Genomic DNA, 22898 nt, shown 5'->3' with positions numbered 1-22898 from the left:
AGCCCCGATCTTCGCCTTGTTAGCGTGGGGTTCATGGTGTGGACTGCGGCGGAGATTCCCGACCTGTCGGGGAAGACGGCGATCGTGACGGGCGCCAACAGCGGCATCGGCATGATCGCGGCGGGCGAGCTGGCCAGGCGGGGCGCCACCACGGTGCTGGCCTGCAGGGACACGGCCAAGGGAGAGGCGGCCAGGTCCCGCATGCTCGCGGCGGGGCCCAAGGGCTCGATCGAGGTCAGACGGCTGGACCTCGCCGACCTGTCCTCGGTGCGGGAGTTCGCCGCGACCGTGGAGAGCGACGTCGACATCCTGCTCAACAACGCCGGGGTGATGGCGCTGCCGTACAGGAAGACGGTCGACGGGTTCGAGATGCAGTTCGGCACCAACCACCTCGGGCACTTCGCGCTGACCGGGCTGCTGCTGCCGCGGCTGCGCGGCAGGGTCGTGACGGTGAGCAGCCTCATGCACGTCGGCGGCAGGATGCGGTTCGACGATCTGAACGCCGAGCGCGGCTACCAGAGGTGGTCGGCCTACTCGCAGTCGAAGCTGGCCAACCTGCTGTTCGCCTACGAGCTGGAGCACCGGGCGGGCGGGCGGCTGACCAGCGTGGCGGCCCACCCCGGCTACTCCTCGACCAACCTGCAGAAGGCAGGCCCGCGCATGGCCGGCAACAAGCTCGCGGAGCTGGGACAGACGGCGTTCAACGCGCTCTTCGCGCAGAGCGCCGAGCGAGGGGCGCTGCCGCTGCTGTTCGCGGCGACCGTGCCCGGCCTGCCCGGCGGGAGCTACGTGGGTCCGGACGGGCCCTTCGAGGTGTGGGGCTATCCCACGATCGTCAACTCCTCGCCCGCGTCGAAGGACGAGGCGGCCGCAGCCCGATTGTGGGAAATTTCGGAACAGCTGACGAATGTCAGCTATTCGTTCGCGGACTAAGGCAGACTTCCCATGTGAGCGATCTTGACGTTGCGTCGGTCTGCGACAGGTTCGGGCTCGGGCTGGCGGTGACGCCGGGGTTGCGGGTCGCCGGCTACTACCACAACCAGGTCTGGCGGCTCGACACGATCACCGGCGCCTACGCGGTGAAGCGGCTGACCTGGGCGCCCTCCGCCGAGGCGATCGAGATCGAGCGCAGGGCGCTGGCCGCGGGGGTACCGCTCCCCCCGCCCGTGCCCGAGACGGCCACCGGCCGCCACACGGTCGAGCTGGGCGGGGCGGTGGTGCGCGTGCACCGCTGGCTGGACGGCCGCGCGCCCGGCATCGACGACCTCACCCCCGCACTGTGCCGCCGCATGGGCGCCCTGCTGGCCACCGTCCACCGCACAGGCTCCAGCGGCCCGCTTGGCCCCGGTGCAGGCTCGCACGGCCCACCCGCCCCAGGCGCAGGCTCCGGCGCCCTGGTCGACCCAGATGCAGGCGCAGGTGGCGCGCTCGACCCCGGCGCAGGCGCAGGCGACGCGCCCGACACCGGCGCAGGCGCAGACGGTCTGCTCGACGGCGGTTCCGGGGAGGGTGAGGATTTCGCGCGGCTGCGGGCCGACACCGAGCGCCCCGAGGGTCTGGGCACCATGGTCGGCTCCCACGGCGACCTGCACCCGAAGAACGCCCTCCTGCGCGCCGACGGCAGCCTGGCGCTCATCGACTGGGACACCGCCGGCGCGTACGTCGCCGAGCAGGAGGCCGCGGGGGTCGCCCTCGACTGGTCGGCGCGGCTGGGCGGCGACGTCGACCTCGACCGCTTCGACGCCGTCGTCGAGGGCTACCGGTCGGGCGGCGGGGTGATCCCCTCCGAGCCGTGGGTGTTCGGCGGCTGGGTCCGCGGCTACCTGGACTTCATGCGGCGCGCCGGCACCGACGAGCGCGAGCAGACCCACGCACGGCTGAGCCTGCTCGCCGCGATCCTTCCCGACCTGGTCAAACGCCTGACGTAGCGGCTCGCTCCGCCGTTCTCGCCGTGATCGTCTCCACGCCCACCTGGTCGTCCGGCAGCGCGTCGGGCACGTCGGTGTCGAAGCGGGCCAGCCGCCCCACCCGCAGCGCCCCCGCGACCACCGCCAGCATGCCGACCGCGCAGACCAGGTACAGCAGGGCGATCCCCCGCCCGGGTCCGACGCCGATCACCGCGCCCACCGTGGAGGCGAGCGCGCCGCCCTCGGCCATCAGCGGGTCGAACAGCGCGGCGCCGAGCGGCGCGACCAGTCCCATCCCGATCGGCAGCGTCGACCACGCGACGAGGGTGTTCAGCGCGAAGACCCTGCCGTGGTAGCGGTAGGGCACCTTGATCTGCACGATCAGCGAGTAGATGCCGTTCATGAGGGTCAGGAAGTACGTGATCGCGAACGCCCCCGCGCCGATCAACACCAGCGAGGGCGCGAGCCCGGTGAGCACGCTGCCCGCCGCGATCGCCACGGTGGCCAGCAGCACCCCTCTGAACCTGCGCCTGGCGGGGCCGCCCCACAGCGCCATGGTCAGCCCGCCGAGCAGCGCCCCGAGCCCTGTCACCACCGAGACCACGCTGACGTCACGCAGGGTGGCGAAGGACAGCACCAGCGGCGAGACCAGCAGCAGGAGTGGCGACAGGAAGATGTTGAGCACGGCGAACCAGCCGAGCATCGCCCGCAGGCCGCCCGAGTGCCAGGTGTAGGCGAAGCCCTGGCGGATCTCGGTGGCCAGCGGCTCGCGCGGCCGCCACGGCAGTGTGTCGGGGAAGCGGACGAGCAGGACCACGGCGAGGGCGAAGGCGTAGCTGATCACGTCGATGACCACGATGCCGCCGAGCCCGATCCAGGCCAGCAGCCCCGCCGCGATGAGCGGCACGATCAGCTGGGCGACGCCGTTGGTCATCTGGGTGACGCCGACGGCGTGTCCGAGGTAGCGCTTGGGCACCAGCTGCGGCACGGCCGAGGTGTAGGCCAGGCGCTGGAAGCTGGTGGCGACGGAGAGGGCGACGATCAGGGTGTAGATCTGCCAGAGCTGGAGGTCGCCGAAGAAGATCAGCCCTGCGAGCACCGCCTGGATGCCCGCCGCGCAGAGGTCGGCGACGACCAGCACCCTGCGTCTGTCACCCCTGTCGACGATCGCGCCCGCCAGCGGTGAGATGAGCAGCCCTGCCAGGTTGAGCACGGCCAGGATGGAGAACTGCGTGACCGAGCCCGAGTCGACCAGGATCGTGATCGGCAGCGCCCATCCGGTGAGCGCCGACCCGATCATCGACAGCTGCTGGCCCGAGGCGATGGTGAGGAAGCGCCGCATGCTGGGCGCGACCTCGTCGCGCGAGGGCGCCGCGGCCGCGTCCGCCGCGGTGGAGACGGCGTGCACCCACCAGCTCCCCGTACGGTCACCCGCCTCGAGGCGCCGGTGGGTGCGCAGCACAGCGGCCAGCTCGTCGGCCCTGTAGCGCAGGAAGTAGTGGCCGCCCTCGTCCAGGACGACCAGCGCGGTGGTGTCGCTGAGGAAGCCCCACTCGGTGTAGCGCTCCTCGTAGTAGTCGGTGGCGGGGTCGCGCTCGCCGATCACCGAGATGATCGGGGCGCGCAGCCTGGGCCTGTCGTCGGCGTGGAAGAGCGAGGTGAAGTACTTCTCCGCGGCCTTGGAGTCGTGCCGCATGGTCGCGATGATGCGGTCGGCGACGCCGGGTTCGAGCTCCTCCAGGTCGACGCCGCGGGCCTTCAGCCTGTTGATGTCGGTCTGGCTGGAGCGCAGCCGGTCCATCAGTCCGAACCGCAGCCAGCCCCGCGGCCTGGCGAAGGGGAAGATCGCCCCGATGTAGAGCGCCTCGACCTCACGCCCCGCCTCCTCGACCCTTCTGGCCAGCTCGACGGCGAGCGCCGCGCCGACCCCGCAGTGCCCGTAGATCACCAGGGGGCCCTCGATGCGCAGGATCTCCTCGGTCGTCCTGGCCGCCAGCTCGTCGAAGTCCATCGGCTCCTCGTCCAGGCCGATGTCGTGGCCGGGGATGGCCAGCGCGTAGAGCGCCTGGTCGGCGGGGAGGGCGTCGGCCAGCGGCTGGTAGACGATGGCGCTGCCCGACCCGTACGGCACGCAGACGTAGCTGACCGTCGCGCTTCTCGGCGGGGTCAGCCGCTGGAGCAACGGCCTCGCGCCCTGCTCGGCGGAGGCGGCGAAGGCGGCCAGCTCCCGCACCGTCCTGTAGGTGAACACGTCGACCAGGCCGACGGGGCCGATCCCCGCCTTGCGCAGCTTCGCCACGACCTGGATGGCCAGCAGCGAGTGGCCTCCGAGGTCGAAGAAGTCGTCGTCGATGCCCACTCGTGGAGCGCCGAGCACCTCGGCCCAGACCTCGGCGACGGCCCTCTCGGCCTCCGTCGAGGGAGGGGCGTAGACCGCGTCGGCCGACAGGACGGGCTCGGGCAGCGCCTTGCGGTCGAGCTTGCCGTTCGGGGTGAGGGGCAGCGCCTCCATCCGGACGAACAGCGAGGGCAGCATGTACTCCGGCAGGAATCCCCTGATCGCGGCCCTGACCTGGGCGGGTTCGGACGGCCCTCCCACCAGGTAGGCGACCAGCTGGTCGGCGCGCACGACGACGACGGCCTCGGTGGCCCCCGCCTTCTCGCGCAGCGCCGTCTCGATCTCGCCGAGCTCGATTCGCAGGCCGCGCAGCTTGACCTGGTCGTCGAGGCGGCCGAGGAACTCGATGGTGCCGTCGGGCAGCCAGCGGGCGGCGTCGCCGGTGCGGTAGCGCCCGCCGGAGAACCTCTCGGCGGTCAGCGCGGGGCGGTCGTGGTAGCCGAGCGCGACGCCGACGCCGCCGATGTGCAGCTCGCCCGGCACGCCGACGGGGACCTGCGCGCCGTGCCTGTCCAGGACGTGCAGGGTGATGTTCTGGATGGGCGAGCCGATGGGCACGGTGGCCCGCCCCTCGAGCCGTTCGAGGGTGCACTGCCATGACGAGACGTCGATGGCCGCCTCTGTCGGGCCGTACAGGTTGTGCAGCTCGGCCGGCAGCGTCCGCAGGCAGCGGACGGCCAGGTCGACGGGCAGCTCCTCGCCGCTGCAGATGATCGTGCGCAGCGAGGCGCAGGTGTCCACGTCCTCCTCGGCCAGGAACATCGCCAGCATGGACGGCACGAAGTGCAGCGTGGTGACGCGCTCGGCGTTGATCAGGTCACGCAGGTAGGCGGGGTCGCGGTGGCCGTCGGGCGCGGCCAGGACCAGACGGGCGCCGGAGATCAGCGGCCAGAAGAACTCCCACACCGAGACGTCGAAGCCCGCGGGGGTCTTCTGCAGCACCACGTCGTCGGCGGTGAGCCGGTAGCGCTTCTGCATCCAGTCGAGACGGTTGACGATGCCGCGGTGGCCGTTGGGCACGCCCTTCGGCTTGCCCGTCGAGCCCGAGGTGTAGATCATGTACGCCGCCTCGCCCTGGGCGACGTCGGGTGGCGCGGTGGGCAGGCCGTCCCAGACCTGGGGGTTGTCGAGCGGCAGGATGGTCGCGCCGCCCGAGGCCAGCAGCGGGATCAGCGCGCTCTGGGTGAGCACGACGGGCGCGGCGGCGTCGGCCAGCATGAACGTCAGCCTGTCCTGCGGGTACGACGGGTCGAGCGGCACGTAGGCGGCGCCCGCCTTGAGGATGCCGAGCAGGCCCGCGACGAGTTCGAGCGAGCGCTCGGCGCAGATGGCGACCAGCCCGCCCGCGCCGAGCCCCGCGAGCCTGTGCGCGATCTGGTTGGCGCGCTCGTCGAGCTGCCTGTAGGTCAGCGACTGGCCCTCGAAGGTGACGGCCACCGCGTCGGGGGTCCGCGCCACCTGCTCCTCGACCAGGGCGTGCAGGGTCAGGCCTGGGAAGTCGGCCGCCGTCGCGTTCCACGCCTCGATCTCGGAGACGTCGCCGAGGGAGAGGCGGCTCACCGGCGTGGAGGGGTCGGTGACGGCCGCCCTGAGCAGCGCCTCGAAGTGGCGTGCCGTCCTGGCGATCGTGGGGGCGGAGAACAGCGTGGTCTTGTAGGTGAACGCGCAGGCCAGCCCCTCGCCGCTGGGGACGACGTAGAGCTCGAGGTCGTGGCGGGCCGAGCCGGGGCGCAGCGGGAAGTCGTCCTCGCCCGCCGCCAGGTCGTGCAGCGAGAACAGCGCGTCGACCAGCGGCTGCCTGCTCGGGTCGCGCGGCACGCCGAGCGCCTCGACCAGCTTGGCGAAGGGCAGCTCCTGGTGGTCGAGGGCGTCGACGACCAGCTCTCTCGTCCTGCCGAGCAGGTCGGCGAAGCTCGGGTCGTCCTCCAGGTCGGCGCGCAGCACGAGCGTGTTGACGAACATGCCGACCACGTCGTCCAGCTCGGGGCGGGTCCTGCCTGCCACGGGGGTGCCCACGGCCACGTCGTCCTGGGCCGAGAGCCTGGCCAGCAGCACGTGGAAGGCGGCCAGCAGGGTCATGAACGGCGTCGCGCCGTGACTCCTGCCGAGAACGGTCACGCGCTCGACCAGCTCGGGGTCGAGCTCGTGCACGTGGGTGGCCCCTTCGAGGCACTGCGCGGCGGGCCTCGGCCTGTCGAGGGGCAGCTCGACGCGCGGCAGCCCGTCGAGCCGTCCGCGCCAGTAGGCCAGCTCGCGCTCGAAGGAGCGCTCGCTCTGCCACAGCGCGACGTCGCCGTACCTGACGGTCGGCGCCTCCCGGCTCTCGCCCCTGTAGAGCGCCAGGAGGTCCCGCATGAGCAGCTGCGCCGACTGCCCGTCGGCCACGATGTGGTGCACCAGCAGCGCGAGCACGTGCTCGGCGCCCCCGATGGACACCGCGAGCGCCCTGAGCAGCGGTCCCTCCGCCAGGTCGAGCGGCACCGCGGCGGCCGCGTCGATCAGGGCCAGCGCCTCCTCGTCGTCGGCCGCCGTGGCGAGCGCGAGCGGCGCCTCGCTCTCCTCGGCCACGTGGACGGCGGGCAGGCCGTCCTCGCTGGTGGGAAAGCGGTGCCGCAGGCTCTCGTGCCTTCTCGGCAGCTCGTCGAGCGCTGCGCGCAGGCGCTCCTCGTCGAGCGGGCCGCGCAGCCGTACCGCGGTGGTGAGGGTGTAGGTGGCGGTGCCTGGCGTGAGGTGCTCCATGAACCACAGCGGCTCCTGGGCGGGGGCCAGGGGAGGCTGACTGCCCTCGGGGCGGCGGGGGATGCTCTCGGCCGCCTTCGCGCCTTGCAGCCTGCGTCGCAGCAGCTCCCTCTTGGCTCCGGACAGATCCACGGCGGACATCAGCTCAGCCCTTCGACGGCGGCCTTGAGTGCGTGCATGAAGAGTGCGGCCTCCCGGCCGTTGATCAGCCGGTGGTCGTAGGCCAGGCCGATGTCGGCGCCGCCGTCCTGCCCCGGGGCGGTGACGGCCAGCGCGCAGGCGGTGCCGGGGAAGACGAACGGGATCGCCATGACCACGCCCCCCTCGGTGTGCAGGGTGACGACGAAGTTGGCGCCGCTGAGGTCGGAGGGCCTGAAGTCGCCGGTGGTGGCGGCCAGGCGGTGACGCATCAGTGCGCTGGCCAGCTCCTTGGTGGTACGGCCGCCCGCGTCGTGCAGCACGGGCACGTAGAGGCCCTCGCCGAGGTCGAGCGTGACGCCGATGTCGGCGGTCCTGGACAGGCGGATCCGGTCGCCCTCGAGGGTGGCGAAGAAGAGCGGGAAGCGCTCGTGCAGCCCCGCCACGGCCTGGACGAAGATCTCCGCCAGCCCGATAGGGCGTCTGACGGTCCTGGTCTCGGCCTTGGCGTGCTCGATCGCCCCCGCCAGGTCCATGCGGACGGCCAGGTAGGCGGCGGGGATGGTGCTGTGGGACAGCTCCACGGCCCTGGCGACGGCCCGCTGCGCCTTCGGCAGGTCGCGCACGTGGCCGAGGAGCCGTTCGAGGTCGGCCTTCCTGACGACCTTGAGCCCGAGCTCCCTGAGCTGCTCGCCGGTGACGCCGTGCTCGTCGGCGAACGCCTGGGCGGGGGCGGTGACCAGAGGCAGGCCGTCCCGCGCGGCCGAGGGCTCGGGCCGCCCGGCTGCGGCGGGCGGCGAGGCAGGCTCGGGGCGCGCGACCGCCGCATCTCCGCCGATCGTGGCGATCACCTGGTCGGGACGGCACCAGGCGCCCGCGGCCACCCGGTGGCGCAGCACGCCCGTGGCGTCGGCGGGCAGCTCCTCCGCCGCCTTGGAGGTCTCGACCAGGGCGACCAGGTCGTCCTCGTGGACCGAGTCCCCGTCCTGGACCAGCCACTCCACCAGCAGGTACTCGCTGTCGTTGGTGTTCAGCTTCGGCACGCGCAGCTCAGCCACGGAGCGTCTCCATGATCACGCGATGGACCGTCCGCTCCGAGACCAGCACCGACTCCTCCAGGTGGGCGGCGGTGGGGATGACGGAGTCGGCGGAGTGGACGAGGGTGACGGGGCCTGCCAGCCGTCCCCAGTGCCGCTGGTGGATCTGGTGGGCGACCTCGGCGCCCCAGGTCCCGCCCGCGGTGCTCTCCTCCACGACGAAGACGCGCCGCGCGTCGGGGAGCTCCACGTCGAACGGGTACAGGCGGGAGGGCACCACCAGCGTGCAGACGATCTCCTCCTCGAGCAGCAGCGAGCGCATCGCCGCCAGCACCATGGGAGCGCTGCCCCCTGGCGCGACGACCACGCAGTCGGGACGCTCGTCGAGGAAGGCCCTCGCCACGCCGTTCTCGACCGCGAGGGAGAACGGCTCGGGCACGGCGTGCATGGGCCTGGTGTAGAGGACCTTGTCCTCGAACAGGACGCAGGGCTCCTCGCGCGCCAGCATCTCGGTGAGGACCGCGAGGTTGTCGTGGAAGGGCGACATCTCGTACAGCGCCAGGCCGGGGATGCCGACGAAGTGCTTCTGCAGGCTCTGGCTGTGCGTAGGGCCGTAGCCCCTGCCGCCGCCGACGGGGCAGCGCACGACCATGCGCATGGGGACGCGGGAGCCGTACATGGAGACGGACTTGGCGGCGAAGTTCAGGAGCTGGTCGAAGGCGAGCGTGGCGAAGTCGCCGAACATGATCTCGACGATCGCCGCGTCGCCCGACAGCGCCAGGCCCGCGGCGACGCCGGTGATGGCGCTCTCGCTGATCGGCGTGGACATCACTCTGCCGGGGAAGCGGGTGGACAGCCCTCGGGTGATCTTGAAGGCGCCGCCGTAGGGGTCGGCCACGTCCTCGCCGAGCAGGTAGAGGTTCCGCTCGGCCGCCATCAGCTCGTGGAGCGCCGCGTTGAGGTTCTCCGCGACCCTCATCGCGCCTCCCACCGTGACAGCGGACGGGCGATCACGTCGGCGGCGACCGCCTCGATCCTCGACACGGCGGCCGCTTCGAGCCGGTCGAGCCGCGGGGAGGCGTACTTGTCCCGCCAGTCGACGCCGACGGCGTGCGCGGGCCTGGTGTCGTCGCCCTTGCTGTGCGGACCGAGCCTGTGGGTGACGAACTCCACCACGGCGGGCCTGCCCGCCCGCACACCGGAGACGAGCGGCGCGAGCCTGGCCCTGATGTCGTCCACGTCGGCGCCCTCGACCAGCTCGTGCGGGAGGCCGAAGGCCGCGGCGCGCCCCGCGATCGTGCCCGCCAGGTGCTTGTCGGTGGGCGTGGACTGGGCGATGCCGTTGTTCTCGACCACCACCAGCAGGGGCAGCGCCCAGAGCGCGGCCAGGTTCAGCGCCTCGTACACCGCGCCCTCGCCGAACGTGCCGTCACCGATGTAGGCGCAGGCCAGGCGGCCGGGCTCGGCGCGCTTGAGATGGAGCGCGACGCCCGCCGCCACCGGCAGACTCTCCCCCTGGACGCCGGTGGACAGGTAGCGGTCGCGGCGGATGTGCTGGCTGCCGCCCACCCCTGCGCACACCGCGCCCTCGCGGCCCATGATCTCGGCCAGCAGGCCCTCGGGGTCGTCGAAGCGGGCCAGGTAGTGGCCGTGTCCCCGGTGGTTGCTGAAGACGTGGTCGGCCGGGTCGAGCAGCCCCTCCATGGCGACGGGGACGTACTCCTGCCCGAGGCAGGTGTGGGTGGTGCCGTTGACCAGGCCCCTGCCGTACAGGTCGAGGAGGGTGCGCTCGAAGGCGCGGATCACGAGCATGCGGGAGAGGTCGGCGTCGATCACTGCCTGATCACTCCGATGACGCCCGCGATGGTCGGGTTGTCGAAGAAGTCGTCCAGCTCGACCTCGACGTCCAGGCGCTTGCGCATGCGGGCGATGATCTGCGTGATCGTGAGGGAGTGCCCGCCCAGGTCGAAGATGTCGTCGTACGGCTCGATCGGCGACATCTGGAGCACCTCCTCCCAGATCGCGGTGATGCCGGCGAGGAGCGGATCGCCCTCGACCCGCCGTTCCTGCCCCGAGTCGGCGGCCACGGGCGCGGGGGCGGGCTGAGGGGCCTGCGTCGTGCTCAGCGGGCGGGAGAGGTCTCCTGACAGCCAGGAGCGCAGGTCGGCCACGACCCGCTCGGGATCGGGCAGCTCGTCGGGGTCGTGGCGCAGGCTGGCGACGAGCCCGGAGGGCCTGTCGAGGAGCTGGAGCTGCAGGGCGCCCCGCACGGCCTGGTTGAAGGCCAGCCACTCCACGCGATCGTCGTACCCTCCGCGCCGGTAGCTGACCGACACGGGTGCGAGCGCGGCGTGCGGCCTCAGCCCGGGGATCGCTCTGGCGAGGGGGACCTGCCGGTGCCGGTAGACCTCGCGCAGTTCGGCCCGCAGCGCCAGGGCGAACCGCCCGAAGGGGGTCCCGTGCTCGGGGGCGGAGAAGACGGGCAGCTCGGTGACGAAGGGCCCGATGTGGCCCTCCTGGCCGGGGGCGCGGGTGGACAGGTCGATCGCCGTGACGGGGGCGGCGTTGCCGTACGAGGCGAGGACGGCGTGCACCGCGGCGAGCACCACCTCGAACCTGGTCAGCCCCTCGGCCTCCGGCACGTCGAGCGAGAACTCCAGCACGCGCCCCGGGCTCGCGCGCCGCGAGCGCAGCACTCCCCCTGGCACCACCACCTCCTCGGGCGCGCGCCATCTGGAGGCCCAGGAGGCGCGAGCCTCCTCAGCGGGCGCTTCGCTCGGCGCGAGAGGGGGTAGCGGGGGCAGGACCTCGCCCCTGTAGAGCGCCAGCAGGTCGGCGACGAGCACCTCCTTGGACTGACCGTCGAAGACCGCGTGGTGCGCCTCGACTCTCAGCTCGTCGCCCTGCAGCGCGAACCTGACGAGCGGTCCCTTGGCCAGGTCGAAGGGGCCCTTCACCTCCTCACGCGCGAGGTAGGGCGGTTCGGCGGCGGGCACCAGCGACGGCAGGCCGTCGCGCTCCTCGAAGGCCGCGCCCAGCAGCGCATGCCGTTCGACCAGTGCGGCGACCGCCTTGGCCAGCGCCCCCTCGTCGACGGGCGCCCCGAACCTGATCACCAGCGGCATGTGGTACGCCGACCAGGCGCCCGCCCGCTCGTTGATCCAGATCCCGTGCTGGGCGGGTGACACCTCAGTCATGCCTCAACCTCCGCTTGTCGACCTTGCCGCCTTGGTTGCGCGGCAGGGCGTCGAGGGTGACGAGCCTGGCGGGCAGCTCGTGCGGGGCCAGCCGCCCCTTCAGGAAGATCCGCAGCTCCTCGTGGGCCACGGGGCCGACCACCGCCACCTCGACGGCCTTGCCGAGCGTGGGGTGCGGCACGCCGTACGCGGCCGCCTCGACCACGTCCGGATGCTGGTGGACGACGTCCTCCACGTGGATCGTCGACACCTTGTAGGCGCCCGACTTGATCACGTCGCTCTCCCTGTCGACCAGGTAGAGGTAGCCGTCGTCGTCGAGGTAGCCGAGGTCGCCCATCCGGACCCAGCCGCCTCTGAACACCTCGCCGCTGGCCTGCGCGTCGCCGTAGTAGGTGCGGGTGACGGCAGGCGAGCGCATCCACACCTCGCCGGTCACGCGGGGCGGCAGCGGGTCGCCCTTGGCCGTCGCGATCTTGACGGCGCCGCCCGAGGCGGGCCGCCCGACGCTCGCGGGCCTGTCGGGGTCGAAGAGCATCACGGTCTGGGCGGGCGCGGCCTCTGTCGAGGTGTAGTAGTTGGCGATCGTGGCGTTGCCGAAGGCGGTGCCGAGGTCGACGGCGACCTGCGAGGGCAGCGGCGCGGCGGCCGAGCCGAGCAGCAGCACGCTCGACAGGTCGTGCTTGTGGTGGACGCGGGCGGAGAGCATCTCGATGGCCATGGCCGGCACGAGGAAGACCGTGCCCGCCCTGTAGTGCTCGATCAGCCCGGCGAACCTGCCGGGGGTGAATCTGGGTAACGTCACGACCTGCGGATGGGCGTCCAGAGCGTTGACGAGCATCCACTGGCCCGCGTTCGTGCCGATCGGGAAGGCGTGCGCCAGGTGCGCGCTGTGCGTGAAGGGCCTGCGCCTGCCGCCGCAGCCGTAGCCCAGGTTGGCATGGCTGGCCGCGACGCCCTTGGGCCTGCCCGTGGTGCCGGAGGTGTAGAGGATCTGGGCGAGGTCGCGCGGGCGCGGAGGGTCGGGTGCCGAGCCCTCCGCGAAGGGTAACGCCCCTGGGCGAAGCGTCCTGGACGCGCCGCAGTGCGCCAGCATCGCCTCCACGTCGGCGCCGGCCAGCAGGTCCGACAGAGGGACGGCCACGGCCCCCGCCCTGACGACGCCGAGGAAGGCGACCGCGTACTCCAGCCAGTCGCCGTTGCCGAACACCAGGCCCACCCGGTCGCCGGGCTCGACGCCGAGCCCCGCCGCGACGCCTGCGGAGCGGCGTTCCCACTCGCCGAAGGTCAGCGACCCGGCACCGTGGACGGTCATCGCCACCCGCTCGGGGTCGGCCTTGGCCCGCTCCCGCAGCAGATCAGGAAGGGTCACGCTCACGACAGACCCCCGAAAATACTGATAAGAAACTTTCCTTACCCACCGGACGGCCGACAGTCTTACACGGTCACGGAGAGGTGACAAGAGCGCAAACCCCGTGTTTATCGGGCCTTGCGGGCAGGTCAAGATCCGTGGTTGACTCCCGAACAGTTAAGAACCTTTCCAGATTCGGGGGAAGGGCTAGTGACGCTTTCGTCCGCCCAGGAGCGCCTGTGGTTCCTCCATCGACTCGATCCTGACGACCCCTCGTACAACACCGCCTACGCCTACAGGCTGCGCGGAGAGCTCGACCTCACCAGGCTGGAGGCGGCCTTCACCGCCGTCGCCGCCAGGCACGACGCGCTGCGCACCCGCTTTCCCGAAGTGGACGGGCGCCCCGTGGCGGTCGTCGAGCCTCCAGGCCGCATCGCCTTCGAGGTGGTCGAGGGCGATCCGGACAAGCTGGTGTCCGAGCGCACCAACGCCCCCTTCGACCTGGCAGGGCGACCTCCCTTCAGGGTGAGCGTCATCCCGCTCGGGCCGCGCGAGCACGTCCTGTGCGTGGTGCTGCACCACATCAACGGCGACGGCTGGTCGTTCAACGTGCTGCGCGAGGAGGTCGCCGCCTGCTACGCGGGCAGGCCGCTGCCCGCCGCCCCTCCCCCGTTCAACCCCGCCCCTCGTGACTTCGCGGCCGAGGAGGAGTGGTGGGCCGAGCGGCTGGCGGGGGCGCCGGTGCTGGAGCTGGCAACCGACAGGCCGCGCCCTCCGCAGCGCGGCACGGCGGGCGGCGAGGTGCTGTTCAGGCTGGCTCCCGAGCTTGTCGCCGGGGTGGCCGAGCTGGCCAGGAGCGCGCGGTGCACGCCGTACATGGTGCTGCTGGCCGCCTACCAGGTGCTGCTGGCGCGGCACAGCGGACAGGACGACTTCTGCGTGGGCACGCCCTCGGCGGGGCGGACGAGCACCGAGCTGGAGCGGGTGGTCGGCTACCTGTCGACGATGCTGGTGCTGAGGTGCGACCTGTCGGGCGAGCCGAGCTTCGCCGAGCTGCTCCGCCGGACGAGGAAGACCGTGCTGCAGGCGCTGGCGCACCAGGAGGTGCCGTTCGAGCGGCTGGTCAGCGCGCTCGGCCTCCAGCGCGACCTCAGCAGGACCCCGCTGTTCCAGACCATGTTCGCGCTCCACACGCACGGCGAGATCGCCGATCCGCTGCCGGGTCTGGAGGCCGAGCCGTTCCCGCTGGGCTGGCATCCCGCGCGCTTCGACCTGTCGCTCGACCTGTACGCCGAGGACGACGGCGGCCTGCTCGGAGTGGCCATCTACAGCGAGGAGCTGTTCGAGCGCGCGACCGCCGAGCGCATGATGGAGCGCTTCGCCGTCCTGGTCTCGTCGATCGTCGCCGATCCGTCGTCGCCGGTCGCCGAGCTGGAGCTGACCCCTGCCTCCGAGCGCGCCCTGCTGGCCTCGTGGAACGACACAGCCGCGGAGCTGCCGCCCCTCACCCTCGTCGACATGGTGCTGGAGCGCGCTGACGCCCGTCCTGACGCGGTCGCGGTGGTCTGCGGCGACACCACGCTGACCTACCGCGAGCTGACAGAGAGGGCGGCGGTCCTGGCGGGCGCGCTCGCCGAGCGGGGCGTCGGCACGGGCTCCCTGGTGGCGGTACGGCTCTCGCGCGGTCCTGACATGCTGGTCGCGCTGCTCGGCGTGGCCATGGCGGGCGCCGCCTACCTGCCGGTGGACCCCGACTACCCGCAGGCCCGCGTCTCCTACGTGCTGGAGGACTCGGGTGCGGCGCTCGTCCTCACCGACGAGCTCCCCTCGGGAGCGCCGCACGTCGTCAGGCCGCTCCCCGGCGACACCGCCTACGTGCTCTACACCTCGGGCTCCACGGGCCGCCCCAAGGGCGTGGTCGTCCCGCACAGGGCGCTGACGAACTTCCTGCTCGCGATGCGTTCGCTCGTGGGGTCCGCGCCCTCCGACGTCTGGCTGGCGCTCACCTCGCTCTCCTTCGACATCTCCGCGCTGGAGCTGTACCTGCCGCTCGTCACGGGGGGCACGGTGGTCATCGCCGACGCCGACACCGCCCGCGACGGCGCCGCGCTGTCGCGGCTGATCACGACGACGGGCGTCACGCACGTCCAGGCCACGCCCTCGGGCTGGCGGGTGCTGCTCACAGGGGAGCTGCCCCCGGTGACCGCGCTGGCGGGCGGCGAGCCGCTGCCGCCGAAGCTGGCCGCCGAGCTGCGCTCGCGCGTCGGCAGGCTCGTCAACATGTACGGCCCGACCGAGACGACCATCTGGTCCACCGCGTGGGAGGTGCCCTCCGATCCCGCCAGGGTGACGATCGGCCGCCCGATCGCCAACACGACCGTCCACGTCGACGCGCCCCTCGGCGTCCCAGGCGAGCTGCTGATCGGCGGCGCGGGCCTGGCCACCGGCTACCTGGGCAGGCCCGACCTGACCGCCGAGCGGTTCACCGAGCACGCGGGCGAGCGCGTCTACCGCACGGGTGACCTGGTCCGCTGGCTGCCCGACGGCACGCTGGAGTTCCTCGGCAGGACCGACAACCAGGTGAAGCTGCGCGGCCACCGGGTCGAGCTGGGCGAGATCGAGACGGTACTGGAGTCGCGGCCCGGCGTGCGGCAGGCCGTCACCGCCGTCCGCGACGACCTGCTCGTGGCCTACGTCGTCGGCGAGGCGGAGGGGCTTCGGGAGCACGCCGCCGCCCAGCTGCCCGGCTACATGGTGCCCTCGGTGGTGGTGGAGCTCGACGCCCTGCCCCTCACGCCCAACGGCAAGGTGGACCGCAAGGCCCTCCCCTCGCCCGAGGCGTCGGCGGTCCCGGCCTCCACTCCGCCGAGGACGCCGCACGAACTCCTGGTCGCGCGGGTCTTCGCCGACGTGCTCGGCGTCGCGGACGTCGGCGCGGAGGACGACTTCTTCGCGCTCGGCGGGCACTCCCTGCTGGCCACCGTCGTCACCTCCCGCCTGCCAGGACGGGTGCCTGTCCGCGAGCTGTTCCTGCGCCCGACCGTCGAGGCGATGGCCGCCCTTCTCGACGCCGCGCAGGACTCCCCCGGCCCCGCCGATGACCGGCCTCGCCGGCGTCCCCAGGGCGCGGCCGTCCCGCTCTCCCGCTCCCAGGAGCGGCTGTGGTTCCTGCACCGGCTCGACCCCGGCGACGCCGCCTACAACATGTGGATCGTGCGCCGCCTGCGCGGCCCGCTCGACGTGGCGGCGCTGCGCCTGGCCGTGGACGCGCTGGCCGCCAGGCACGAGAGCCTGCGCACGCGCTTCCCCGAGGTGGACGGCGTGCCCGTGATCGTCGTCGAGCCCCCTGGCCCGGTGCCCTTCGAGATCGTCGCGGGCGAGCCCGAGCGGCTGGTGGCCGAGCGCGTCAACGCCCCCTTCGACCTGGCCTGCGCCCCGCCGTTCAGGGTGACGCTCGTCCCCGTCGGTCCCGAGGACCACGTGCTGTGCGTCGTGCTGCACCACATCCTCGGCGACGGCTGGTCGCTCAACATCCTGATCGACGAGCTGGCCCTCCTCTACTCCGGCGAGCGGCCGCCCGAGCCGCCCCTGCAGTTCGGCGACGTCGCCCGCTGGCAGCTCGGCCAGGACTCCATGGACGACTACTGGAGGGAGCGGCTCGCGGGTCAGCCGCCGCTGAACCTGCCCACCGACAGGCCGCGCACCGGCGCGCCGCGCCAGGCCGCCTTCCACACGTTCACGCTGCCGGTCGAAGCGGTCAGCAGGACGCCGGGCGTGACGATGTTCATGACGCTGATGGCCGCCTACCAGGCCGTGCTCGCCGCGCAGAGCGGCCTGACGGACGTCTGCGTGGCCACCGTCACCTCGGGCCGCGACGACGCCCTCCTGGAGGGCGTGGTCGGCTACTTCGCCGACACGCTCGTGATCCGCGGCGACCTGACAGGCTCGCCCACCTTCGGCGAGCTCGTGGAGCGGACCCGCGCCACGGTCGTGGACGCCTTCGCCCACCAGGGAGCGCCGCTGGAGCGCGCGCCCTCGTTCGAGACGATGGCCATCCTGCACACCCAGGACGCGGGCCGCACGCCCGCCGCCTTCGCCGGGCTGGAGGCCGCGCCGTTCCCCCACGGGTTCGCGCAGGTCAAGTTCGACCTCATGCTGGAGGCCTGGCAGGACCCCGACGAGCTGCTGCTCGTCCTGTCCTACGACGCCGCCCTGTTCGACGCGGACACGGTGCAGGCGCTGGCCCGCAGGCTGGAACGCCTCCTGTGCCAGGACCCAGGTCTGCCGCCCCAGCTGCTGTCCCCCGACGACCTCGCCCTGCTGCGCGCGTGGGGGCGGGGTCCCGCACCGAGCCGGCCGGTTCCTCCCGCTTCCCTCTCCGACCGGCCCTCACCGGTCACGCGGGAGGAACCGGTCCCACCCCCGGGATCCTTCGACGCGCCGACCGTGCCCGACAGGGTGGCGCGGGCCGTCCTCGGGCACGCGGGGCTGCCCGCGGTGGGCGATCTCGACTACGCCTCGTTCGACCTGCGGGTCACCGAGCTGGCCGGGCTCCTCCAGAGCAAGGGGGTACGGCGGGGCGACCTGGTGGGCGTCTGCCTCGGCCGGGGCGTCGACGCCGTCGCCGCGCTGCTCGCGGTGTGGCGAGCGGGCGGCGCCTACCTGCCGCTCGACCCCGCCCACCCGACCGCCCGCCTGGCGCACCTGCTGACCGACAGCGGCGCGACGCTCGTGCTCACCTCGCCCGACCTGGCCGACCGGCTGCCGCAGGGCACCCCGCTGGCCCACACCTGCGAGCCCACCGCGCCCCTCACCCCCGTGCCGCCCGCCGAGATCGCCTACGTGCTGTACACCTCTGGCTCGACGGGCGAGCCCAAGGGCGTCGTCGTCGACCACCGCAACCTGGCCGCCCGCGTCGACTGGATGGCGGAGGAGTACGGCCTGCGTCCGGGCGACAGGGTGGTGCAGTTCGCCTCGCTCGGCTTCGACACCCACGCCGAGGAGATCTATCCCGCGCTGTCCAGCGGCGCCCACGTCGTCGTCCTGCCCGACGGCGGGCTCAGCCTGCCCGACCACCTCGAGGGCGTGACGGTCCTCGACCTGCCCACGGCCTACTGGCACCACCTCGTCGACCAGATCGACGCGGTCGCCTGGCCCTCGACGCTGCGCCTGGTGATCCTCGGCGGCGAGCAGGCGCACGCCTCCGCGGTGGCCCGCTGGCACGAGCGCTTCGGCCTGAGCGTCAGGCTGGTCAACACCTACGGCCCGACGGAGACCACCGTCATCGCCACGGCCACCACGCTCGACGCCTCGAGGGGCGTGCCGCCCATCGGCCGCCCGATCGCCGCCACCACCGCCTACGTGGTCGACGCCGTAGGGCGCCTGGTCCCGTCCGGCGCTCCTGGCGAGCTGTGCGTCGGAGGGCAGGGCGTGGCCCGCGGCTATCTCGGCCGCCCCGACCTCACCGCGGACCGCTTCGTGCCCTTCACCGGCGACAGGATCCTCCTTACCGAGACCGACGCCCCACAGGACAGCGCCCACGAGCGGGTCTACCGGACGGGCGACAGGGTCAGATGGCGGCCCGACGGGCAGCTGGAGTTCCTCGGCCGCCTCGACGACCAGCTGAAGATCAGGGGTCAGCGGGTCGAGCCCGGCGAGGTCGAGGCCACGCTCATGACCCACCCCGACGTCGGCGCCGCCGCGGTGACGGCGAAGGGCGAGACGCTGGTCGGCTACGTCGTGGGCGAGGCCGACCTCGGCGAGTTGCGCGACCACGCGGCCGCGACGCTGCCGCCGTACCTGGTGCCCACGCGGTGGGTGCGCCTCGACGCGCTTCCGCTGACCCCCAACGGCAAGGTGGACAGGGCCGCGCTGCCCGAGCCCGAGGCGGCGAGGGCGGAGTACAGGGCGCCGGACGGCGACGCCGAGCACCTGGTGGCGGCCGTCTTCGCCGAGGTCCTCGACCTGGAGAAGGTGGGGGCGCACGACGACTTCTTCGCGCTCGGCGGGCACAGCCTGCTGGCCGTCCGCGTGGTGGCCAGGATCAGGGCCGCGATCGACCTGGACGTCCCGATCAGAGCGCTGTTCGCGAGCCCGACGGTCGAGGGCCTGGCCGGGACGGTCGAGGACCTGCTGGTGGCGGAGCTGGACCAGATGTCCGACGAGGAGGCCGAACGCCTCGCCAGGGAGCTGACATGATCAAGGAAAGACTCGCCGAGCTGGTCGAAGAGTCCTCCGACGGCGCGCTGACCGCGCAGGAGGCCCTGCGGGCGACCGTGCCGCTGACGGCGCTCGGTCTGACCTCCGTGGGGCAGATGCGCCTCATCGACGCGATCGAGAGCGAGTTCGGCGTCGAGGTCGATCTCACGGAGGACGGGCTGGAGTTACTCGACGACCTGGACCTCCTGGCCGGACGCCTGTCCAGCCGATGATCGTCGAGTTCGCCGGTCCCGACGAGGGAACCGCGCCGCTGACGTGGGGCCAGCGGGCGATCTGGGAGGCGATCCTGCACACCGAGCCCGACGATCACTACTTCAACTTCGACAGGGTGGTGAAGGTCCCAGGCGACAGGAGCGTGCCCGAGGTGCTCGCCGCCGTGAGGGCGCTGGTCGAGCGGCACGGCTCGCTGAGGACCAGACTGGGGGCGCGGCGGGAGCCGTACCAGAGGCTGGAGAGGACGGGGCGGCTGCCCGTCACGTTCGGCGCGCCGGCGGCCACCAGGTTCGACTACGAGCGCGAGTGGCCGCTGCGGGTGGGCCTGACGACCGACGGCGACAGGGTCACCCACGTCACGCTGCTGTTCTGCCACCTGGCCGCCGACGGGGCAGGAGCCGAGGTCGCGGTGCGCGACCTGCGCATGCTGCTGCTGGGCAGGCCGCCGTCCGCGCCCGCGCCGCGAGCGCTCGACCTGGCCCTCTGGCAGCAGGGCGAGCAGGGACGGCGGGTCGCCACGGCCGCCGCCGCGCACTGGGAGCGCGAGCACCGGCGGATCGCGGCCACCATGTTCCCCACGCCCGCGAAGGGCTCCGACCCGCCGATCTGGCGCGCCCTGCTCCACTCGCCCGCGCTCGACCTGGCCGTACGCTCGATCGCCGCCGCCCACGGCGCCTCCACCTCGACGGTCCTGCTCGCGGCGGTGGCCGAGCTGGCGGGGCGCCACACGGGCCAGGAGATCAGCGCGGTGCTGCCGATCGTGAGCAACAGGTTCAGGCGCGACACCATGGCCGTCGTCAGCACGCTGGCCATGGAGGGCCTGTTCACGCTGGAGGTGGGCCTGCCCTTCGCCGAGGCGCTGAGGGCTGCGGGTCCGGCCGCTCTGCGCGCCTACCGCAGCGCCTATCACGATCCCGCCGACCGGGCCATGATCGTCCGGGCGGAGAGCGCGCGGCGCGGCGAGCGGGTGCACCCGCACTGCTGCTTCAACGACCTGCGCTTCGCCGATCCCGGGCCCGCCGCGTGCGAGCCCGACGAGATCGAGAAGGCGCGGGCGCAGACCACGCTGACCTGGCCGCTGAGCCAGGACAACCTCGACTGCCGCTTCTGCGTGCACGTCACGACGGAGGGCGTCTCCCTGACCGCCGACACCCGCTACCTGTCCAGGCCGGACATCGAGCGCTACCTGCTCGACCTGGAGTCCCTGCTGGTGGAGACGGCTACCGCATGACCGTGCGCGCCTACGCTCTCGCGACCTCCCTCGCCCAGGGCGAGACGCTGGAGTTCGTGCTCGACCGTCCCTCGCCCGTGGTCGTGAGCGACGCCACCGACGACCGCGTCGTCCACACGGGGCCGGCCGGCGCCCGCTGGTCGCTGGAGATCCCCCGCGAGTGGCCGAGCTCGCTCTACGTGGCCCGCTTCGGCCCCGCCGAGCCGTGGCCCCGCTCGCTGCCGGGCGGGGCGCCCTGTCCCGACAACGAGGTCCACTTCGTCGTACGGGAGGCGGAGCCGACCGCGCCGATCCTGGTCAGCGTGCCTTTCACCACCTGGCAGGCCTACAACAGGGCGGGCGAGCCCGACCAGAGCGTCTACTGGACCGAGTCGCCCACCCGCGCCTCCACGGTCAGCTTCGACCGGCCGGGCGGCGGCCCGCCGCCCGAACGCTGGGAGGAGGGCCTGACGCGCTGGCTGCGTCCTGCGGGCTACGAGGTGGCCTACTGCTCCAACCTCGACCTGCACGACGGCCTCGGCCTGCTGTCCCGCCACCGGCTGCTGGTGGTCAACGGGCACGACGAGTACTGGTCGGCGGGCATGCGCGACGCCGTCGAGGAGTTCGTGCGGCGAGGCGGCAACGTGGCCTTCTTCTCCGGCAACACCGCCTGGTGGCAGATCCGGCTGGAGGACGGCGGCCGCACCATGGTCTGCCACCGCGACCCGCTGTCCGACCCCGTCGCCGACCCGCGCCTGGCCACGGTCGAGTGGTCGGCGGCCGGCCGCCCCGAGAACACGCTGACCGGCGTCAGCTTCAGGGCGGGCGCGGGGGCGTGGGGCGAGCACATGCCGCGCATGCTCGAGGAGTCCTACACCGCCCGCTTCGCGGGCCACTGGGCCTTCGAGGGCACGGGGCTGACCGACGGCGACAAGTTCGGCCAGGGCTGCCTGGGCTACGAGACCGACGCCGCCGAGTACGAGGAGGTGCGCGGCGTGCCCAGGGCGACCTCCCTGGACGGCACGCCGTCCAGCTTCGTCGTGCTCGCCACCGCCGACCTGCGGCACTGGAGCGCCTACGGCCAGGGCGGCGCGGCCACCATGGGCGTGTTCACCAGCGGCCTCGGCACCGTCTTCACCTCGGCCACCGTCAACTGGGGCAACACCCTGCACGACCCCGTCGTGGAGCGTGTCACCCGCAACGTCCTCGACCGGCTGTCGGGCGAGCGCCGACCTTCGTGGGAGGTGATCGGCCCCGTCGCGGACGTGCGGGGTCTCGCGGTGCTCGGACGCGTCCTCCACGCCGTGGACGGCTCGGGTGCGCTGCTGTGCCGTGAGCTGTGCGGGCAGAACCTGTCCTGGCAGCCGCTGTCGGGCCCCTCGGAGGTCAGGGCCCTGGCCGTGCCCCGGGAGGCGGCCGGCGGGATGGGCGTCGGCCTGTACGGCGTGACGTCCTCAGGCGCCCTGGTCGCCAGGGAGGACGACTGCTGGCGCCGCGTCGGCCCCGCTCCCGCGCACGCGGTCGGCCTCGCGGTCGCGGACTGCGCGTTCTACGTCGCGACAGGGGACGGCGCGCTGTGGCGGCTGCCCTTCGGGGCGGCGGAATGGGAGCCCGACGGCCTCTCGGCGGGCGCGGTGTCACTGGCCGGCATGAACGGCAGGCTCTTCTCCCTCGACGACGCGGGCGCGCTCCACACCCGTGTCCCGGGAAGAGCGTGGGAGGCGTACGGCACGGCGCCCGGCCGCGCGCTCACCGCCCACGCGGGGCTCCTCGTCACGGCGGGACCCGGTGACCCGCTGCGCCTGCACCGGATCGGCCCCGCGCACCCGCCCGAGGCTCAGGAGGCGGGAGGAAAGCTCGTCGGCCCGTAGAGGGCGTGCGGGGCTCCCGTGGACATCGCCCAGTAACGGTCGCCGTAGGACCAGTGCCACCACTCGGTCGGGTAGTTGACCAGCCCCACCGACTCCAGCGCCGCCACGAGGATCTCGCGGTTCGCCCTGGCCTGCGCGGAGATGGTGGCCGCGGCCGTGTAGCACGCGCCCTCGCTCTCCTCGGGGTTGTCGTTGACCGCCGTGCCCATGTCGTGCTCCACCCCGTCGGGCGAGCACAGCGTCAGGTCGACGGCGGCCCCCGCCGTGTGCGGGGCGACCTCGACGGGCGAGACGTACCTGCTGGCCGCCGCGTGCGCCTCGTCGGCCGACAGGTCGGGGAAGTCGATGAGCAGCCGCGTCTTGTACTCCTCGAAGTACGTGCGCTGCGTCGTGATCGGCCGGTAGCCCTCGACGATCAGCAGTTCGTAGCCCTCGGGCAGCGCCACCTTCTCCAGACGCTCCAGCAGCCCCGAGCGCAGGTGCGCGTAGGCGCCGTCCACGTCGGCCAGCCGCGAGTCGACCCGCAGCCTGCCCCGGACGTCCACGAGCGGCTCCCCGCACTCGCGCACGGGGATGGCAGCCACCCTGGGATCAGAGATCAACACGATGTCGCGCATAGTC

Annotated in this window: 13 protein-coding genes; 6 read left to right on the top strand and 7 right to left on the bottom strand. The window is 72.9% G+C overall.

All coding sequences use genetic code 11. The annotated features are described in order from the left end of the window. The first annotated feature begins 33 nt into the window (after window positions 1–33). Window positions 34–933: an oxidoreductase gene (locus FHR33_RS36045; RefSeq protein WP_183657567.1), complete on the top strand. Its 900-nt coding sequence runs from the start codon at window positions 34–36 to the stop codon at window positions 931–933. A gap of 14 nt (window positions 934–947) precedes the next feature. After that, on the top strand, window positions 948–1928 hold the full coding sequence (locus FHR33_RS36040; protein WP_183657565.1) for a phosphotransferase enzyme family protein: 981 nt from the start codon (window positions 948–950) through the stop codon (window positions 1926–1928). Here FHR33_RS36040 and FHR33_RS36035 read toward each other — a convergent pair. From FHR33_RS36035 to FHR33_RS36010, 6 genes are read right to left on the bottom strand one after another with little or no spacing between them, the layout of a single operon-like run. Continuing rightward, on the bottom strand, window positions 1912–7185 hold the full coding sequence (locus FHR33_RS36035) for a non-ribosomal peptide synthetase/MFS transporter (RefSeq protein ID WP_183657563.1): 5274 nt from the start codon (window positions 7183–7185) through the stop codon (window positions 1912–1914). The two genes, FHR33_RS36040 and FHR33_RS36035, sit on opposite strands and share 17 nt — an antisense overlap. Beyond that, the gene (locus FHR33_RS36030) at window positions 7185–8240 is read right to left on the bottom strand and encodes a 2-oxo acid dehydrogenase subunit E2 (RefSeq protein ID WP_183657561.1); all 1056 of its coding nucleotides are present in this window, start codon (window positions 8238–8240) and stop codon (window positions 7185–7187) included. Before FHR33_RS36030 ends, FHR33_RS36035 begins: the two co-directional genes overlap by 1 nt. Beyond that, window positions 8233–9198, bottom strand: coding sequence for an alpha-ketoacid dehydrogenase subunit beta (locus FHR33_RS36025; protein ID WP_183657559.1), 966 nt, complete (start codon window positions 9196–9198; stop codon window positions 8233–8235). The genes FHR33_RS36030 and FHR33_RS36025 overlap by 8 nt, the downstream gene beginning before the upstream one ends. Next, window positions 9195–10055, bottom strand: coding sequence for a thiamine pyrophosphate-dependent dehydrogenase E1 component subunit alpha (locus FHR33_RS36020; protein ID WP_312895874.1), 861 nt, complete (start codon window positions 10053–10055; stop codon window positions 9195–9197). The genes FHR33_RS36025 and FHR33_RS36020 overlap by 4 nt, the downstream gene beginning before the upstream one ends. Continuing rightward, window positions 10052–11416: a condensation domain-containing protein gene (locus FHR33_RS36015; RefSeq protein ID WP_183657557.1), complete on the bottom strand. Its 1365-nt coding sequence runs from the start codon at window positions 11414–11416 to the stop codon at window positions 10052–10054. Before FHR33_RS36015 ends, FHR33_RS36020 begins: the two co-directional genes overlap by 4 nt. Further along, window positions 11409–12791 (bottom strand): class I adenylate-forming enzyme family protein, encoded by a 1383-nt coding sequence (locus tag FHR33_RS36010; protein WP_312895873.1) that lies wholly within the window; start codon window positions 12789–12791, stop codon window positions 11409–11411. The genes FHR33_RS36015 and FHR33_RS36010 overlap by 8 nt, the downstream gene beginning before the upstream one ends. Before the next feature lie 183 nt (window positions 12792–12974). On the opposite strand from FHR33_RS36010, the gene FHR33_RS36005 reads away from it, so the two are divergent. From FHR33_RS36005 to FHR33_RS35990, 4 genes are read left to right on the top strand one after another with little or no spacing between them, the layout of a single operon-like run. Then, the gene (locus tag FHR33_RS36005; RefSeq protein ID WP_183657555.1) at window positions 12975–18962 is read left to right on the top strand and encodes a non-ribosomal peptide synthetase; all 5988 of its coding nucleotides are present in this window, start codon (window positions 12975–12977) and stop codon (window positions 18960–18962) included. Beyond that, window positions 18959–19195, top strand: a complete 237-nt coding sequence (locus FHR33_RS36000; RefSeq protein WP_183657552.1) for an acyl carrier protein — start codon at window positions 18959–18961, stop codon at window positions 19193–19195. The genes FHR33_RS36005 and FHR33_RS36000 overlap by 4 nt, the downstream gene beginning before the upstream one ends. Further along, window positions 19192–20427 (top strand): condensation domain-containing protein, encoded by a 1236-nt coding sequence (locus FHR33_RS35995; RefSeq protein ID WP_183657548.1) that lies wholly within the window; start codon window positions 19192–19194, stop codon window positions 20425–20427. The genes FHR33_RS36000 and FHR33_RS35995 overlap by 4 nt, the downstream gene beginning before the upstream one ends. Then, window positions 20424–22277: a N,N-dimethylformamidase beta subunit family domain-containing protein gene (locus FHR33_RS35990; protein WP_183657545.1), complete on the top strand. Its 1854-nt coding sequence runs from the start codon at window positions 20424–20426 to the stop codon at window positions 22275–22277. The genes FHR33_RS35995 and FHR33_RS35990 overlap by 4 nt, the downstream gene beginning before the upstream one ends. On the opposite strand, the gene FHR33_RS35985 is transcribed toward FHR33_RS35990, so the two are convergent. Continuing rightward, the gene (locus FHR33_RS35985; RefSeq protein WP_183657542.1) at window positions 22244–22894 is read right to left on the bottom strand and encodes a M15 family metallopeptidase; all 651 of its coding nucleotides are present in this window, start codon (window positions 22892–22894) and stop codon (window positions 22244–22246) included. The genes FHR33_RS35990 and FHR33_RS35985 overlap by 34 nt on opposite strands. Window positions 22895–22898: the final 4 nt, after the last annotated feature.

This window comes from Nonomuraea dietziae, assembly GCF_014195505.1.
In the GTDB taxonomy this organism is placed as follows: Bacteria; Actinomycetota; Actinomycetes; order Streptosporangiales; family Streptosporangiaceae; genus Nonomuraea; species Nonomuraea roseola.
This window is presented reverse-complemented; position numbering and strand designations above follow the sequence as displayed.